The following is a 17,686-nucleotide window of genomic DNA, read 5'->3' as shown; positions in this document are numbered from 1 at the left end:
CGCACTTAAGAATGAAATCTGAAGCCCGGATAATGTTCTCATATTGCAAAAACTACTCTCCAGGCTCACGATCATGATTCATCTTCTGGTGTCTCCGGTATGGGAGGCAAAGGAATTGTTGGCCTTTTAAGCTGCATATCCACCTGAAAATCTTGAGCGCGCGACGCGTGACCAGTGAGAGCACCCGATAACAACGGCGAGCGTGGAGGTGGCGGCGGCGGCGGAATATCCTCATCTTCATCATCTGGCGGAAGAGGAGGAATGGGCGGCAGCGCCTGCTGGGCCAAAGATGATACCATCCCACCAAAACCAGGCGGCAAGGGGGATGGTTGTTTCGATCCTTCATTCTGGAGCTGCGATAATTGCGCATCCTGAGGCTTAAATAACTCTGATCTTTTGATGACAGTTACCTTTGAGGACAAAAAGCTCGCCCCTGTGTTAAACCTCATCTCAGATTGCGTCCCCCCCGATGGGAAGAAAGTATTTAAATTCCTACGAAATTGCGCATGAATATTCTCAGTACGCGGCATATTCCATACACGCCGAAGCCTCTGACCAGACGCCCCAGGACTTCCGGGAGATACGAGTACCGGGCTGCTATCCTGGCCCTTTTGGGCGCTCTCTATCGCAGCCTTCATGTCAGCTAATTTAAGCACAGGGCGCTCAAGCGGCGGGTCTTTTGAGTGGAGAGACACCAAGACATGACCGTTGACTGCAAGCTCTCGAACACTTGAGTATGGATCTGCCTTATAAGCAAGTCTCATATTATTCAAAAGCATATTATCGGAGTCTTCTGATAATAGTTTTATATTTTCATATATTTTTTCTAATTCAAATTCTTGAATAGTTGAACCAACATTATTATCTACTAGTGTATCTGAGTTAACTAAGCTACCAAGGGTCTTTTTGATGGATTCGCGCGCAGCATCAACATCACCAGAAGAATAATTCACAACATCTTTACTGGCATCTATAGCAGAACACAACATACTTTCTGCCAACTCTGATCTTTCAAAAGCAACCAACATCGCCTGATCATATATTGATTGATAACTTAAAGGCGAACTTTTATATATAATATTATCCCCTATCTCAAATTTATAACTCCACGATTTATTCACTTCATCGTGGGAGATAATGGCCTTGAACTTTGACAGCTCTTCTGGCCGAGCGTGAGAGCGGATTTCATTGAAAATTTTTAAGTTTTTAGTTGGGGCCTCAACTCCACTTAAGATAGGCTCCCCAGATCCAGATGAATGAAGTTCAGTAAATAATTTTTCGATCGTTTCACGTTTAGTGCCGCCGCGAAAAAAATCCTTAATACTATCCCAACGATTCAGTTTGAGAGCTTCTTCTTTTGAGGAAGCTGTTGCTATTATAGAAAGTCTATTGGCCCCTAGGGAATATGCACTTTTATCAACAGCCATAAAAAGCCTCCTGTCAGACAACAAGATACCTTGAAAAAATACTTTCCTGCATATTATGAAGCGTAGCATTGAAAATGACAATTACCTAATAGGCAAGAAAAGAAACATTCTACACTGCCGTGGCAGTAGATAAGGTGCCTTTTATCACAATGACACCTTGATCTTTTCAAGATCCTGCCGCCTCACGTAATTGCTATCTTTGCGGCAACATCGCCCGCTTCGAGATCAACGATGAGGTGACAACCACAAGCGTCACAACCAGTAACATAAGCGATGACAATGCATTAATCTCTGGCGACAGGCCACGACGCGCCTTGTTGAATATCTCGATGGGTAACGTTGAAGTACCTGGACCGGTAACAAAACTTGCTATCACGACATCATCAAGCGACAACGTGAAGGCCAGCAAGAATCCTGCCATTACAGATGGCGCAATCAACGGCAAAGTGATCGTAAAAAAGGTTTTTACCGGCGGGCAACCAAGGTCTTGTGCGGCCTCTTCAAGGCTTTTATCGAATGAGATCAATCGCGATTGCACCACAACGGCAACATAGCACATCGTGAAGCTTGTATGCGCGAGTACAACTGTCCAGAAGCCACGCTCCGCACCGATCGCGACAAAAAATAATAACAGCGATAACCCAGTGACAACTTCTGGCATAACCATGGGGGCATAGACCATACCCGTAAATAACCGCCTGCCCCAAAAGCGCGCGTAACGCACTAATGACAGCGCCGCAAGCGTGCCAAAAAAAGTTGCTATAGCTGCCGATATCAATGCAATACCAAGCGAGTTACGCAGTGCAATCAATAGCGGGCCATCATTCCACACAGCAACATACCAGCGCGTTGAAAAACCGCCCCAGACGTTCAACAGCTGCGAGTCATTGAACGAATAAACCACCAACACCAGCAGCGGCAGATAGAGAAATGCAAAGCCAAATGTGAGCGCAGTTGCATCGAAAAGTGTAAAACGACGGGTCATCGGGCTTTCTCCAACCGGCGCGTTTCAAGCTCACGGAAGATCATCACAGGCCCAACGACAATAATCAGCAACACAACCGCCACCGCAGATGCAAGTGGCCAATCGCGGTTTTTGAAGAATTCATCTGACAATGTTTTACCAATCATCAGTGAGTCAGCGCCGCCGAGCAATTCCGGAATGACATATTCACCCACAATCGGAATGAAACATAACAGTGAACCAGCAGCGATACCGGAAAGAGCGAGCGGCACTGTCACACGCCAGAAAGCCTTCCAAGGTGGACAACCAAGGTCTTGCGCAGCCTCAATCAATGTCCAATCCATTTTTTCCAGCGTGGCATAGAGCGGCAACACCATGAATGGCAGATATGAATATACAACACCGATGTAGATCGCGGTGTCAGTGTTAAGGATCTGCAATGGTCGATCTGTGATCCCCAACCCTATCAGTACTGTGTTGAGCATTCCTTCAGGTTTCAGAATGCCAATCCAAGCATAAACGCGGATCAGAAAGCTTGTCCAGAACGGCAGAATAACCAGCATCAACAGAAAAGGGCGACGGTTCTTTGGCGCCTTAGCCATTGCATAGGCCATAGGAAAGCCGATCAACAGCAAGATCATTGTTGAGAGCGCAGCTACCCGCAGAGATGAAAAAGCAGAAATGATGTAAAGTGGATCATCAAGCAGAAGCAGGAAATTATCCGTATTAAACTGGCTGAGCGCATTCTGGATACCAATCCATCCCGCTGACCAGTCGATGACGGGCACATAGGGCGGTTGCGCCGTCGCTGGCTGCGACAGCGCCATTTTGAATACAATTGCAAATGGCGTCAGAAAGAAAATCAGCAGCCAGATAAATGGCAGCGCTGGCACGAGCCCTCTCAGAAATCGGGACGCGCGTGCGAAAGGCGCTGCATGATCAGCCCTGGTGCTCTCGCTGTGGTTGATGTCACTCATACTAGCGCCCGCTTTGTCATTGCGTTAACAGCACGCCAGCTTCAGGCGCAAACGTGAGGTATACCTTGTCATCCCATGTCAGCGGCTGTTCAACGAAGCGACTTGCATTGGCGCGGGAAACACGGATGATCTTTCCACTTTCAAGCTTCACCAGATATATCGTCCAATCGCCTAGATAGCCGATATCCCAAATCTCGCCAGACAGCAGGTTTGTTGCACCAGCAGGCGCATCGCGGTGAAGCACAAGCTTTTCGGGGCGCAGCGCAACGGCGATTGACTGCCCCATCGTGGTTGTGATTTCCGAGGGCGCCTCGATCAATAAGCTGCCAAGACCATCTGCCCGTTCAATGCGCAAGCGGCCGCTCTCGACAGCGCTCACCTTGCCTTCAATGATGTTCACATCACCAATGAACTCAGCAACATAGCGACTGGAAGGTTGCTCATACACCTGTCCTGGAGGTGCGATCTGCTTGATCGTGCCTTTATCCATCACTGCAATGCGGTCGGCCATGGTCATGGCCTCTTCCTGATCGTGCGTTACGACCAGAAAGGTCATGCCGAGATTGACCTGCAGATCCATCAGTTCAAACTGGGTTTCCTCACGCAGCTTTTTATCCAGCGCACCAAGCGGCTCATCAAGCAGCAACACCTTTGGCCGTTTAACGAGCGCACGCGCCAGCGCCACACGTTGACGTTGGCCACCCGACAATTGATCGGGCTTGCGTCCTGCAAACGGCGTTAGCTGCACAAGGCGCAGAATATCAGCAACCCGATCGCGGATTTCCTGGCGAGGGAGGCCATCCTGCACAAGGCCAAAAGCGATGTTCTTTTCCACATTCATATGCGGAAACAGCGCGTAGGACTGGAACATCATATTTACAGGACGTCGGTAAGGCGGAATCCCGTTGATTACCTGATCGGCCAGTACAACGCGACCGCTTGTTGGTTCATCGAAACCTGCAAGCATGCGCATGAGGGTCGTCTTGCCGCAACCGGAGGGGCCCAGCAGACAGAAAAATTCGCGCTCAAAGATATTGAGTGTCAGGTTATCCACAGCAACGAAATCACCGTACCGTTTAGTAACGCTCTCAAAGCGGATAAGCGGCTTTGCATTTGGATCCAGCCATGGTGCAAAATCGCGGCGCACAGCGCCAATCGCAAGCGAATCACGTTTGCGTGCTTCCGTCATAGACGCGCCAACCCTTACTCTTCATGCGCAGCCTCTTCAGCCGCGCGCTCATTATGAACAATACAAAAAACGTTAACGGTCCCGCGTTTGCGCCGCAAGCGCACCACCGTAATATTTGCCACTTTGTTAGTCATTTTCGAGGAGAATGATCGGATGATTTAATGTCTGATCATTGACAGATACAACTTTGCGGCGATTACTGCGAACGGCAGATAAATCAGGTGACGGATGAGCAGGAAGAAAACTTCGCAGAAAGACAGCTTGCGCAAACTGCGGGGCGCTGATGATGTCGATGGCGCGCGCGAGTTTATGAAGCGGGGCGGCATTGAGGAAATTGAATGCTTTGTTCCCAATCAGGCTGGCGTAGCGCGTGGGAAGGTTATGCCCGCGCAGAAATTTCTCGGCAACCCGGTGATGAGCCTGCCTGGTGCGATTTTCTACCAGACCATCGCCGGCGATTATCCGGAGGAAGTGCTACAGCGCGAAATGCCTGCCGATGGCGATCTCGTCCTGCGACCGGATTTTTCCACGCTCACCTCCGTACCATGGGCGTCTGACCCCACTGCACAGGTTATTCTGGACGCCTTCCACCGCGATGGAAGACCGCTGGAGAACGCACCGCGGCAAGTGTTGAAGCGGGTGCTTGATCTCTATCGCCGCAACGGGTGGGAGCCGGTTATCGCCCCTGAGATCGAGTTCTATATCGTTAAACGCAACACCGATCCGGATTATCCGCTTGAACCACCGATTGGTCGCTCTGGACGCGCTGAAATTGGTCGTCAAGCTTACTCCATCTCTGCTGTGAATGAGTTCGATGACCTTTTTGAGGACATCTACGATTATTCAGAAGCACAGGGGCTCTCTATTGATGCTCTCATTCATGAAGAGGGCGCGGGGCAGATGGAGATCAATCTGCGCCACGGCGATCCGCTCGATCTGGCGGATCAGGTGTTCCTGTTCAAGCGCACTATCCGTGAGGCCGCGCTACAGCATGATATGTACGCCACGTTTATGGCCAAGCCGATTGCGCGCCAGCCTGGGTCTGCCATGCATATCCATACATCAGTGGTGGATGCAAAAACCGGGCGGAATCTGTTTTCGAATGAAGATGGATCGCCTTCCGGCGCGTTCTTTTCCTACATTGCCGGTTTGCAGACGTATCTGCCTGCGGCCATGTCCATGCTTGCGCCATATGTCAACTCGTATCGCCGCCTGACCCGTAATTCGACTGCACCGATTAATGTACGCTGGGGCTACGATAACCGTACCACCGGCTTACGCGTGCCACCATCTGATGCAGATGCGCGACGCGTGGAAAACCGCGTCCCGTCATCAGACGCCAATCCGTATCTGGCCATCGCAGCAACATTGGCGTGCGGCTATTTGGGTATCGAGGCAGGACTGCAACCGGGCGAACCGGTAACTGGCTCTGCCTATAATCTCGACTTCGATCTGCCCAGCGGCATTCTTGAGGCAGTGCTTGCACTGGGTGAGTGCGAGCCATTGATTGATGTGTTGGGGGAAAGCTTCGTAAAGACATATTCCGCCGTAAAACGCACAGAGTATGACACTTTCATGCAAGTTATCAGCCCATGGGAGCGGGAATACCTTCTCCTTAACGTCTAGAATGCGATGGTCTTTGTGTCATGATGGCCCGCTATGGTGTCTCATTGCTTCCGGTGCTCACGTACTGTGTGCCAGTTCAAGAGATCCCATTTTCCATTCACCTTGGCACAAAGATTAACGCTTATGGGCTTTCTGGCTGGGATACTGTGGCGCCCTGTTTCGCTTCTTAAAATTCTGGCGAGATGAGTGCATTGTGGGCACTCTTATTTTCGGACTAATGGCCGATGGTCCAAGCTTCTCTGACAAACCTTTATGAGGAACGCAGCGATTTGGCAGCTGCGCGTTCTGCAATGTTCGGCGATAAGATCGCTGACATCTGTATTGTGGGTGCTGGCTTTACAGGCCTCGGTGCAGCGTTAACGCTCGCAAAGGCGGGAAGTAACGTATACGTTGTTGAAGCAGCGCACGTTGGTGGTGGTGCATCGGGCGTTAATGGCGGGCAGGTGCATCCGGGCCAGCGGCGTGATCAGTTATGGCTTGAAGCGCGCATTGGTAAGGCGCGCGCGCGGGCTGTATGGGATATCGCTGAGGAGGCCAGACTGTGGCTGACTGAAGTGATCAATCAATACGCCATTGATTGTGCCTATCGCCCTGGCCTGCTGCACATTGCCCATCGTAAGCGCCATTTTCATGCCTTAGCCGAGGATGCCGAGCATCTCACCCGTCATTATGGCGTAACCGAACTTGAAGTGCTCGATGCGCGCGAAATTGAAAAGTACACGCATATGCATGGCGCTTTCGGAGGCGTGTTCAACCCCCACGGCGGCCATCTTGATCCATTGGCTTTGACGCGCGGCCTTGCGCTAGCTTCAGAAGCAGCAGGAGCACAGATTTATGAACAATCGCGGGTGCTGAAAGTAGTGCCCGATGGCAACGCGTGGCGCGTAATTACCAATATCGGCTCCGTGCGCGCCCGTGCAGTTCTACTCAGCGGCGATGGGTCGCTCGATGCCCTGTCAGACGTTGCAGCCGCGCATGTGATGCCATTGGTAAACTTTATGATCGCTACCGCCCCACTTGATCCCGCACTGGCTGACAGCGTGTTGAAGGGTATGATTGCGGCATCCGATACACGGTTTGTAGTGAACTATTTCCGCCGTACAGAAGACAACCGCATCATTTTTGGCGGTGGTGAGAGCTATGGCTCCAGTTTACCGCGCAATTTCCCCAAAAGAGTACGCACGCGCATGCTGGAGCTCTATCCGCAACTCGTTGATGCACCGATAACCCACGGCTGGGGTGGAAAACTCGGCATTACGGCCACGCGCCTACCGTTCGTGCGCCAGTTGAATGCAGGGCTTTATGTCGCCTCTGGCTATTCAGGCCAGGGCGTGATGCTAGCGCCCTATACAGGCAGGATCATTGCACAGGCGATGCTGGGAGATAATACGCGTTTCCGCGAAATGGCGTCCCTACCAGTTCCCTCGCTGCCCGGCGGACGATGCCTGCGTCGCCCATTGCTAACCGCAGCCATGATAGGGTTCGGTTTGCTCGACAGAATATAGAGAAAACTGCTTTAGAACGCTGATTCATTTTCAGCTATCAACCAACAAACCATCTCATCCCAATCACGCTGAATAAAAAAATGCCCCGGCGAACCAGGGCATTCTCGTATTCCAGCTGCTGCAGCTTAATGCACAGGCTCAGCCTCTGCTGGCTTTGCAGGAACGGCTGGCGCTGCATCATCTGCAGGTGCTGCTTCTGGCGTAGGCAGCGGCACAGGATTGGCCGAAAGGGTGCGAAGATAAGCGATGATATCAGCGCGCTCTTCAGGCTTTGCAACGCCTGCGAACGCCATGATTGTGCCCTTCACGAAGCCCTTGGGGTTGGCAATGAAGTGGTCAAGGTTATCATATGTCCACTTGTCACCGGCATCACTATGCGCCTTCATCGGTGCAGAATAGCCAAAGCCTGCAACCGCACCAATCGTCCGATCAACAATGTTGTAAAGATCAGGGCCAACTTTTGCGCCTGCGCCTTCAGCGAAGTTATGGCAAGCCTTACACTTGGCCACGGCCTTTTCGCCGCGCGCGGGGTCGCCGGCAGCCAGGCGCACGGAAATCGGCGCGACAGCTGCAGCCGTCTGGGTCGCTGCGCCAGCGCCAGCCTCTGCTGCTCCAGGCAGATCATAGCCAGCGACGATCGGCGTCTTCGGATTAAAGATGATGCCTGACAGCATGCCAAGACCCATCACGAAGAGAAGGGTGCCGAGCACCGCGCCGGCGATTTTGTTGAGCTCGAAGGAATCCATCGGTCTGCGGCTCCGGTCCATACCTAAATTTTTACCCGGCAGGACACTACAGGTCCGTTCGAGCGATCACAATACGGGATGATTACCCGGTTTGCTCTGCACTTTGCAACTCGTATAAGCAAGATATGACGTAAGATGATATGTGACATTTCATCTTTTTTTCGCTAACCGTGATCGAAACGCACGCTTTTTGCATTGGTTCAAGTCCAGATATGCCTTCTCCGCTCGTTATTATCCCCGCCCGTCTCGCCGCAACGCGCCTTCCAAACAAGCCGCTGGCGGATATTAATGGCCTGCCAATGATTGTGCATGTGCTGCAACGGGCAGAAGCGGCCAATATCGGACCGGTAATCGTGGCCACTGATTCGCAGGAAATCGCTCAGGCGGTCGAATCTGCGGGTGGCCGCGCGATTATCACCCGCGCTGACCACCCTTCCGGCTCCGACCGTATCTTTGAAGCGCTCTCAATAGTCGATCCGGATGGTCATCACGATGTCATCGTCAACGTACAAGGCGATCTGCCGACTATTAATCCGGCAATTATCGCCGCATCGCTCACCCCTCTTCTGAACGATCCGGCAGTAGATATTGCCACCCTTGCCGTGGAGATCTCCCGCCATGAGGAGCGCACAGCTGAAAGTGTTGTGAAGGTTGTAGGCAGTGAGATAGCGCCTGCTCATCTGCGCGCCCTCTATTTCACACGCGCCACCGCACCGTGGGGCGAAGGACCGCTGTTTCATCACATCGGTCTTTATGCTTATCGCCGCAGTGCTTTAGCACGGTTTGTCACCCTTGCTCCTTCACCGTTAGAGCAAAGAGAGAAGCTGGAACAATTGCGCGCGCTGGAGAATGGCATGCGTATTGATGTTGTTATCGTTGACGATGTACCATTAGGTGTAGATACACCTGATGATCTTGCCCGCGCCCGCAGCCTCCTTTCAGGGATGGATCAATCATGACCGCACCATTTGGCCAGATGCCGAAAGTCATCTCATATCAGGGTGAGCCTGGCGCGAATTCCCATATCGCTGCACATGAGGCGTTTCCTGATTGGCAGCCCTTGCCCTGTGCAACATTCGAGGATGCGTTATCCGCGATTACTGAATCCCAGGCGGGGCTCGGCATGATCCCCATTGAGAACTCGATTGCGGGGCGCGTCGCCGATATTCATCACCTGTTGCCCGCCTCTGGCCTGCATATTATTGGCGAGCATTTTCTACCGATCCGCTTTCAGCTGATGGCACCGAAGGGGGCAACGCTCGCCACCATCAAAACCGTGCACAGTCATGTCCATGCGTTGGGGCAGTGCAGACGTATTATACGCGAGCTTGGCCTCAAGGCTGTGGTGGCCTCTGATACAGCAGGCTCCGCCCGTCAGGTAGCAGAATGGAATGATCCCACCCAGGCAGCTCTGGCCCCTCAACTGGCTGGCGATATCTACGGTCTGAATACCCTGGCCAAAGACGTTGAAGATGAGAAAAATAACACCACCCGTTTTGTCGTGTTGGCTCGCGAACCTCAATGGACACGGGCGAGCGAACCGAATGTAGTAACCAGCTTTATCTTTCGTGTACGCAACGTGCCTGCGGCGCTTTATAAAGCGCTGGGTGGTTTTGCGACGAATGGTCTGAACCTGACAAAGCTCGAAAGCTACATGGTCGAAGGACGCTTTCTTGCAACGCAGTTTTATGCCGAGGTAGATGGCCACCCTGATGATCGCTCTTTGCGGCTTGCTATGGAAGAGCTTGCGTTTTTCTCAAAGGAAACACGCATTCTTGGCGTCTATCCGGCGCATCCTTTCCGTCAGATGCAGACATTGGTGGAAGAGTAAATCACCTCCATCACACAAGTGTGACTGCATAGAATATCCAGCGCTTCGGCAGGATTTGCCACGACGCTGAATTTTCTTTGCCCCTTTATGGCCACTCTCAACGGGCAGTCTCTGCACCGTCCAGAAGTGAAGTGCGATAAAAACGCACATCCCATAACAAAAGGGAGGCACTCATGCGAAGTGTTGCATTCGAGTCATTCATCACCCCGGCAACAGCTACCCTCACTTTTCGCCCTGCCATGCAGAGAGATAATCCTGAAATTGCTCGCTTGCATGATGCGGTATGGCATGAAGGACATCGCGGACTTTCGCCCGCACAAATTTCTGGATCCCCAGAGGACGAGCGTAGCCTGTGGCCGCAAGATGGCCGCGGCATCAGAATGGTTGCAGAACGCGGCGGGGAACTTGTGGGCTTTGCTATCGGTGGTCCGGCAAGAGATCCGTTATTGAAAGCTGATACCGAAATCCAGGCATTATGCATTCGCCCCGGTTTACGCTTTCGTGGAATTGGAGCAGCGCTCATTGCTGCACTGGCGCAGCGCCTGGCAATGGTGCTCGGTGCCCGCCAGGCTGGTGTATGGATCTCGGCAGTCAATGTTGCAGCAGTTGCCTTTGCTCGCGCGCTTGGCGCTGTTGTTGAGCGCAAAACCGCTGTTAGCCATGCGATCGCCAGCGGAAACTTGCTAACAGGAAGCCCTCGGCTTGCACTTGTCTGGCATGATATTGATACGCTCGCATTTCATGCAAAGCGTCTGTCTGCCCAAAGTTAGGATGGGTAACCAGTTCTCAGCCACACTTTTCGCGCCAGAAACTATCCGTTTCTAGATATCGCACTCCCAAAGCTGGCATAAGGCCCTTTAATAGAATGCAATTGTGCAATAATTGGAACTTTAGGCATAGTTAGCGCTTATAGACGTGAATGAACAAGTATCTTCGCGCTTACGGGCATAGCGTTTTTTCGATTCATTTCCGGCCTAAATCATGCTAGGCGGACTTGAACCAATGCTTGGGCTCTGCCACTTGCTAGTTTGTGATTTCGATTGGAAAGAGTGCAAGGCTTTCGCGAAATGCCATTAGATGCGTTTACGCTGACTATTGTTGGCTTTCTTGTAAATCTGCAATTGGGTGGCCTGTTGCTGTTCTCATGGAACAGCAACAGGCTTAATCGCGAGCTTTTGTTTCTCGGCATTTGCTTTTTAGGTGCTGCTCTTGGCGGCATGATTATGGGCAATACAGCTGGCAGTATTATTCCACATTATAAAGATTTTGGCTATTCGCTGCTGTTCTTTGCCTATGGTGCGGCCTGGCAAGCCGCACGCGTATTTGAGAAGCGTCCTCTTCGGGTTGGGTATGCTGCAGCAGGTGGCATCATCTGGTTTCTGGCCACTCAGCTCACGGACTGCGAGTGCATTACCTGGGTGCGCGTTATCGCAATCACGGGCATACCTGTTATATACAGCCTGCTGGCAGTACGTGAATTGTGGCGTGGTCGGCGCGAGTTTTTGCCATCGCGCACAGCTCTATGTATTGTGCTAATGGCAGATATCGCGCTGTTCGTTATGCGCGGCCTTTTCATTTTGGCGGGCGGATTATCTGCCGATGCTTTTGGCCAGAACTGGATCTCACTGCTGACATTAATCGCAATCGCAGCCAACGTAGCGATTGCCTATCTGGTGTTGTCGCTGATCAAGGAGCGTCTGGAGTCTGAACAGACAGCCCAGATCATGGTCGATCCCCTGACAGGCCTGGGGAACCGGCGGGCACTGAGTGCTTATGCAGATCGGATTCTGCGCCGACAAGCCTTGTCAGGCGGCCCCCTATGCGTCGCTATTATTGATCTTGATCACTTCAAGAAAATCAATGATACATATGGTCATTTTATCGGAGACGACGTGCTACGCGTTTTTTCCGAACGCGCGTCGATGAAACTGCGTCCGACTGATTATTTGTTCCGCATTGGTGGTGAAGAGTTCTTGTGCATCCTTCATTCCGCCAATGAGAAGGATGCTGTGCATGTGATGGATCGCATCCGCACTTCCATGACAGATTACAGACCGTGCGGGGACCCTCATGCGCCGGAAGTAACAATCAGCGCCGGCATCGCATCCGCCCAAGCTGTTGGATACGAACTGGAAGACCTTACACGCGCGGCTGACAGCGCATTGTATGAAGCCAAGCATGCAGGACGAAATTGCGTGCGTATCTATAAGGCAACAATGGAAAGCGCTGTCGCCTCGTAATCGAGCAATAGCAAAATACCCTGTCACAGCTGACAGGGTAATTTGCACTCATCTTACTATTTTTACATGCTTTGATATGTTGAGTTTTCGCCTATCACAATAGACGTTTACTCATCCCAATCAGAATCTGGTTCTGATTTATCGTCCTGCACCCGCGAACGAAGCCGAGCTATTTGTGCCAGCCGCGCCTCTGCAGCCTCCTGTGCTGCTTGCTGAGCTGGAGTAAGCGGAATAGGTTTCTCAGGTGGACGTTTTGTTTTATCCTTGTTAAGTATTAAAGGTCCACGGCCATCATGAGTTTGGATTTTTACAGATTTCCCATCCTTCACCTGTAAGGTGGAAGATGTATTTTGGGACGAATCCGTGGTGCTATTGCTTTTATTGTTTGGATTAGACTGCTTAATCTGGGTGAGAATATCCACTGGCTTCTGAGCTGAATTTGCTTTCGACTGCGATTTAAGTTGTGATTTCGTAGCGTCAAGCACTGTCGTGGAAACTCCACACTTCGCAGCCGGTGTTGTAAAACTATTTAACGACTGAGGCGCGCTGCTACCGGGCTGATTGGCTGCGATGCCCTGCTTTTGCTGAACGACAGGCGGTGCCTGATTAGAATCTGTCGCAGAAATATTTGGCGACTGAGGCGCGCTGCTACCGGGCTGATTGGCTGCGATGCCCTGCTTTTGCTGAACGACAGGCGGTGCCTGATTAGAATCTGTCGCAGAAATATTTGACGACTGAGGCGCGCTGCTACCGGGCTGATTGGCTGCGATGCCCTGCTTTTGCTGAACGACAGGCGGTGCCTGATTAGAATCTGTCGCAGAAATATTTGACGACTGAGGCGCACCGCCACTATTGGATGCAGCAGCCTGCCTTTGCTTGATTGCCTGCTGAAGCTCGTCATTGAAAGACAAGCCTGCCCCAGAAGCAGAAGGTTTTGCAGGATTACTTACAGCACCAGATCCATCCTGAGCACCAGGCTTCGCAGGATTGCTTGGCGACTGAGGCGCACCGCCACTATTGAATGCAACAGCCTGCCTTTGCGCGGCAGCCTGTTTAAGTTGGTCTGCCAAAGGCTTAGAAACAGAAGGTCTTGCAGGATTACTTACAGCACCAGATACACCCTGAGCGCCAGGCGTTGTTTGAGCATTACCGGCCGTCGTCCGACCGGATGTAAGGGCAGCAAGGGGACGAAAAACACTTTCCTTATTTATATTCTGATCAATTATAGCAGATGTTAACATCTGTACATTTCTCTCTTGAAGGGCAAGAGAGCTATGAAGCCTATCAAATTGGTTCTGAATAGCACACACAGTCGGATAGATGCCAATAGTCAGAATAGAAAGTGCTATATACTTCAGCCAGCTAACTGTACGATAAATAAATGAACTTGATGGAGGCGCCGTGGCTATAATCAAAGCACGCGTTGAGCTTTCCGACTGAATCAACGAAAGTTCAGAATCGCAATTACCATTTTGCTCAACATCAAAGTAGGCAACAAATCCATTATTATAGCATATGATAGCACGTCCAATTTCTTCGCCAGCCATTTCATCAACCCATATTAAATATTAAAAATTTCTTTCGCTTAGTGAGCGAAAAATCTATCTGAATTCAAATGGTAAGTTACAATGATACAACTTTGCCCATAATGGTAGCAGCCATATAACTTATTCAGCTCAAATGTCAATATATTTCCTTTTCATGCCGTCATCAAATTAACAAAAACAATGTCCGTGATCGCAATAGATGCTAAATGTATGCCACAATATGTATGCCACAATCCGCCCTTGACAGATGCCGTCGATCGCAGCACAGATCCCCATCCTGAGGAAAGATGATTGATGCCTATCGCCACGCCCCCATACACCGCAACGAACAAACCACAGCTGGATGTGCTCATCTGCGCGCCGCGCGGTTTTTGCGCGGGCGTGGTGCGTGCCATTGATGCGGTAGAGAAGGCCCTCGCCATCTATGGCCCGCCGGTCTATGTGCGCCATGAAATTGTGCATAATAAATACGTGGTTGAAAGCCTGCGCCGCAAGGGCGCGATCTTCGTTGATGAACTCGATGAGATTCCCGAAACAAAGGCGCCTGTGATTTTCTCGGCTCATGGTGTGCCGAAGTCCGTACCTCTGGATGCGCAAACGCGTCATTTTTTCGCGATTGATGCCACCTGCCCTCTTGTCACCAAAGTGCATCGCGAGGCTGAGGTGCATTACAAGCGCGCCCGCCACGTAGTGCTGGTGGGGCATGCTGGCCATCCAGAAGTTGTGGGCACGATGGGGCAGTTGCCCGAAGGCGCGATCACACTGATTGAAACCATTGAGGATGTCGCACATCTCACCCCGCCTGAGGGGCAAGAACTTGCCTATGTCACGCAGACCACGCTATCTGTCGATGATACGGCCGGGATTGTAGCGGCACTTAAAGCGCGCTTTCCGGCCATTGTAAGCCCCCATAAGGAAGACATCTGCTACGCCACAACCAATCGTCAGGAGGCGGTTAAGCGGGTTGCGCCGCAGGTTGATGCGATGATTGTGGTTGGATCACCAAATTCATCCAACTCGCAGCGCCTGCGTGAGGTTGCAGAGCGGGCGGGCTGTCCTGTATCGCGGTTGATCCTGCGGGCTGAGGATATCGACTGGTCACTGTTTGCCGGCATTCGTAAGCTGGGGCTGACGGCTGGTGCTTCAGCACCCGAAATTCTCGTCGAAGAGATTATCGATGCCTTCGCCGAACGCTTCGACGTGCGGGTTGAAACGGTCTCTACTGCCGATGAAAGTGTGTTCTTCCCACTGCCGCGCGATCTACGCGAGCAGGCTGCCGAATAGGTATTGGACGATGGCTGTCTACACTGAAGTATCGGATGCTGAGCTATCCGCTTTTGTTGCTCGCTACGATATCGGTCGCCTGCTATCTGCCAAGGGCATTGCGGAAGGGGTAGAAAATTCCAACTTCCTGCTACAGACCGAAACCGGCTTTTTTATTCTAACGCTCTATGAAAAGCGCGTGAATGCGGCTGATCTGCCCTTCTTTATCGGGCTGATGGAGCATCTGGCGGGCCGGGGCATCACATGCCCGCAGCCTGTACGCGACCGTGAAGGCAATACCCTGCAACAGCTTGCGGGCAGACCTGCGGCAATGGTGACGTTTCTTTCTGGCATGTCTGTCAATCGTCCTGGCGTGGCGCATTGTGGGGAATTGGGCCGGGCATTGGCCGAACTCCATGCCGCTGGTGCAGATTTTACATTAACGCGCCAAAACGCACTGGATCTTCATGGCTGGCGGCCACTCTTCGAGCAGGCACGCGCGCAGGCGGATAGCGTCAGTCCCGGCCTTGCCCAACGCATCAGTGATGATCTCGCTTTGCTTGAGAATGCTTGGCCAAAAGGATTGCCGGAAGGCGTGATCCATGCCGACCTTTTCCCGAACAATGTCTTTTTCCTCGGCGAGAAGCTCTCTGGCCTGATTGACTTTTACTTTGCTTGCAATGATGCGCTGGCCTACGACCTCGCCATTTGTCTGAACGCATGGTGCTTTGAGGCTGATGGCTCGTTCAACATCACCAAGGGGCAGGCGATGATCAGCGCCTACGAGGCCGTGCGCCCACTTGATCCGAGCGAAGTCGCAGCCTTGCCTATTCTTGCGCGCGGTGCGGCGCTGCGCTTTTTGCTGACCAGACTTGTCGACTGGCTGAATGTCCCGCCCGGTGCATTGGTGAAGCCGCTGGATCCGCTGGAATACGACCGCAAGCTTGGTTTCCATCGCCACGCCACCACAGCAGCAGACTACGGACGCGTTGCATGAGTGAACGCGTAACTATCTATACGGACGGCGCCTGCTCCGGCAATCCTGGCCCCGGTGGCTGGGGGGTGCTGCTGATGTTTCGTGGCGTCGAAAAGGAGCTGTCGGGCGGCGAAGAGCTCACAACCAATAACCGTATGGAGCTCATGGCGGCGATTGTTTCGCTTGAAACGCTGAAACGCCCCTGCATGGTCGATTTGTATACGGATTCACAATACGTACGTTCTGGCATTACTTCATGGATGCAAAACTGGAAGCAACGCGGCTGGAAAACGGCTGATCGCAAACCAGTCAAGAACGAAGACCTCTGGCGCCGCCTCGACGAAGCTGCAAACCGTCATAATGTAACATGGCACTGGGTCCGCGGCCACGATGGCCACCCCGAAAACGAGCGCGTCGATGCGCTGGCACGTGCCGGCATGGAACCCTTCAAGGGAATGCACTGATCTTCGCGCCATGGCGGCCTGCAACTGGCACCTTTTTGCGCTTCCGGTGCTCATGGACATTAGTCCACTGCGCTCCGGTTCTCAAAAGGTATCAGTTTCGGCTCCCCCTGACACAAAGCGCAATATATTCCACGGTCCTTTTGCTGCACCGTTTATAATTTCCGGTTTGACATCAACGCCGAACGCATTATTCCTGAAGGTGGATTCGCAATCTTGTGAATCTGAGGTGTAGCAACCTCTCCAAGATCGGTTGGTACCAACCGTGATGGTGCCTCCCTTGCTCTATGGCCGGGGAGGCGCTGGCTATGTTCAGGGCTTGCCTAAAGGCCAGCGCAGCCGTGTCTTGGCGGTTTGCTAACTCTCCCGGCCACCAGCTTTGCGCTTTTATGGGTGTATTTTCTGGTGGCCTTTTCATCTTGGAAGGGAGTTACTACCGTGACCGATAATCACTTTGGCACAAATCTACTATCACTTTACGCGCATCTGACACCATGGGTGCAAGCATGGCTTGGCTTGAGCCTAAGCTTTGTTTTGCTAGGCATGATGTATCTCTTAAAAGAGATTTTGGTTGCGTTCACGCAACTGTTTCGGCGCTCTCACTCCCAGAAAGAGCCCAAGGATACCTCATATGAAGAATGCCAGCAGATACAATTGAAAATCTTGCAAAAGCTAGATCGCCTGCTTACCCGGAGCATCCTGAATCTTCACTTGGGTATCCGTTCTTAAATTCACTGCGCATCACCTAAAAAGCGGCACTGTTTTGCATCCAGGGAGGATGCAGGAACAGGGCCGCTTTTTGGCTTGAAAGGACATCACCTTCATTAAGTCAGTGAATTCGCGCGGTTCAATTATCGCAAAACACCCTTAATTTCGCTGTTATATTTTATGGATAACAAATTATTAATGTAGTTGTAGGCCTTATTCTGCAACG

16 protein-coding genes are annotated in these 17,686 nt (G+C 51.9%); 10 read left to right on the top strand and 6 right to left on the bottom strand.

The annotated features are described in order from the left end of the window. Positions 1 to 71 precede the first annotated feature (71 nt). From VRZ32_RS11030 to VRZ32_RS11015, 4 genes are all read right to left on the bottom strand, one after another. Positions 72 to 1,427 (bottom strand): hypothetical protein, encoded by a 1,356-nt coding sequence (locus tag VRZ32_RS11030; protein WP_414525777.1) that lies wholly within the window; start codon positions 1,425 to 1,427, stop codon positions 72 to 74. A 193-nt stretch (positions 1,428 to 1,620) separates the two neighbouring features. Continuing rightward, on the bottom strand, positions 1,621 to 2,412 hold the full coding sequence (locus VRZ32_RS11025; RefSeq protein ID WP_414525776.1) for an ABC transporter permease: 792 nt from the start codon (positions 2,410 to 2,412) through the stop codon (positions 1,621 to 1,623). Continuing rightward, on the bottom strand, positions 2,409 to 3,368 hold the full coding sequence (locus VRZ32_RS11020) for an ABC transporter permease subunit (protein ID WP_414525775.1): 960 nt from the start codon (positions 3,366 to 3,368) through the stop codon (positions 2,409 to 2,411). The genes VRZ32_RS11025 and VRZ32_RS11020 overlap by 4 nt, the downstream gene beginning before the upstream one ends. A 16-nt stretch (positions 3,369 to 3,384) precedes the next feature. After that, a complete protein-coding gene (locus VRZ32_RS11015; RefSeq protein ID WP_414525774.1) occupies positions 3,385 to 4,557 on the bottom strand; it encodes an ABC transporter ATP-binding protein in 1,173 nt (390 codons plus the stop codon). Positions 4,558 to 4,785: 228 nt separating this feature from the next. Between VRZ32_RS11015 and VRZ32_RS11010 the strand changes: the two genes are divergently transcribed. Continuing rightward, on the top strand, positions 4,786 to 6,183 hold the full coding sequence (locus tag VRZ32_RS11010) for a glutamine synthetase family protein (RefSeq protein WP_414525773.1): 1,398 nt from the start codon (positions 4,786 to 4,788) through the stop codon (positions 6,181 to 6,183). Between the two features lie 224 nt (positions 6,184 to 6,407). Continuing rightward, positions 6,408 to 7,688 carry an NAD(P)/FAD-dependent oxidoreductase gene (locus tag VRZ32_RS11005; RefSeq protein ID WP_414525772.1) on the top strand — a complete coding sequence of 427 codons (1,281 nt, stop codon included), beginning with the start codon at positions 6,408 to 6,410 and terminating at the stop codon, positions 7,686 to 7,688. Between the two features lie 125 nt (positions 7,689 to 7,813). Here VRZ32_RS11005 and VRZ32_RS11000 read toward each other — a convergent pair whose 3' ends face one another. Further along, on the bottom strand, positions 7,814 to 8,434 hold the full coding sequence (locus tag VRZ32_RS11000; protein ID WP_414525771.1) for a c-type cytochrome: 621 nt from the start codon (positions 8,432 to 8,434) through the stop codon (positions 7,814 to 7,816). Positions 8,435 to 8,646: 212 nt separating this feature from the next. On the opposite strand from VRZ32_RS11000, the gene VRZ32_RS10995 reads away from it, so the two are divergent. From VRZ32_RS10995 to VRZ32_RS10980, 4 genes are all read left to right on the top strand, one after another. Further along, positions 8,647 to 9,393 carry a 3-deoxy-manno-octulosonate cytidylyltransferase gene (locus tag VRZ32_RS10995; RefSeq protein WP_414525770.1) on the top strand — a complete coding sequence of 249 codons (747 nt, stop codon included), beginning with the start codon at positions 8,647 to 8,649 and terminating at the stop codon, positions 9,391 to 9,393. Positions 9,394 to 9,410: 17 nt separating this feature from the next. After that, positions 9,411 to 10,265 carry a prephenate dehydratase gene (locus VRZ32_RS10990; RefSeq protein ID WP_414526202.1) on the top strand — a complete coding sequence of 285 codons (855 nt, stop codon included), beginning with the start codon at positions 9,411 to 9,413 and terminating at the stop codon, positions 10,263 to 10,265. Between the two features lie 173 nt (positions 10,266 to 10,438). After that, a complete protein-coding gene (locus VRZ32_RS10985; protein ID WP_414525769.1) occupies positions 10,439 to 11,035 on the top strand; it encodes a GNAT family N-acetyltransferase in 597 nt (198 codons plus the stop codon). A 297-nt stretch (positions 11,036 to 11,332) separates the two neighbouring features. Beyond that, positions 11,333 to 12,505, top strand: a complete 1,173-nt coding sequence (locus VRZ32_RS10980; protein WP_414525768.1) for a GGDEF domain-containing protein — start codon at positions 11,333 to 11,335, stop codon at positions 12,503 to 12,505. 107 nt (positions 12,506 to 12,612) lie between these two features. Here VRZ32_RS10980 and VRZ32_RS10975 read toward each other — a convergent pair whose 3' ends face one another. Further along, entirely contained in the window at positions 12,613 to 14,052 is a 1,440-nt protein-coding gene (locus VRZ32_RS10975) for a hypothetical protein (RefSeq protein ID WP_414525767.1), read from the bottom strand. Positions 14,053 to 14,346: 294 nt separating this feature from the next. Here VRZ32_RS10975 and ispH point away from each other — a divergent pair, with 294 nt between their 5' ends. From ispH to VRZ32_RS10955, 4 genes are all read left to right on the top strand, one after another. Beyond that, on the top strand, positions 14,347 to 15,336 hold the full coding sequence (gene ispH / locus VRZ32_RS10970; protein ID WP_414525766.1) for a 4-hydroxy-3-methylbut-2-enyl diphosphate reductase: 990 nt from the start codon (positions 14,347 to 14,349) through the stop codon (positions 15,334 to 15,336). A gap of 10 nt (positions 15,337 to 15,346) precedes the next feature. Continuing rightward, positions 15,347 to 16,312, top strand: a complete 966-nt coding sequence (locus VRZ32_RS10965; RefSeq protein WP_414525765.1) for a homoserine kinase — start codon at positions 15,347 to 15,349, stop codon at positions 16,310 to 16,312. Beyond that, complete coding sequence (rnhA, locus tag VRZ32_RS10960; protein WP_414525764.1) at positions 16,309 to 16,755, top strand: ribonuclease HI; 447 nt, start codon at positions 16,309 to 16,311, stop codon at positions 16,753 to 16,755. The genes VRZ32_RS10965 and rnhA overlap by 4 nt, the downstream gene beginning before the upstream one ends. Positions 16,756 to 17,190: 435 nt before the next feature. Beyond that, complete coding sequence (locus tag VRZ32_RS10955) at positions 17,191 to 17,481, top strand: hypothetical protein (RefSeq protein ID WP_414525763.1); 291 nt, start codon at positions 17,191 to 17,193, stop codon at positions 17,479 to 17,481. The last annotated feature ends 205 nt before the right edge of the window (positions 17,482 to 17,686 follow it).

It is taken from the genome of Pseudochelatococcus sp. G4_1912 (genome assembly GCF_047501465.1).
GTDB lineage: Bacteria > Pseudomonadota > Alphaproteobacteria > Rhizobiales > Beijerinckiaceae > Pseudochelatococcus.
This window is presented reverse-complemented; position numbering and strand designations above follow the sequence as displayed.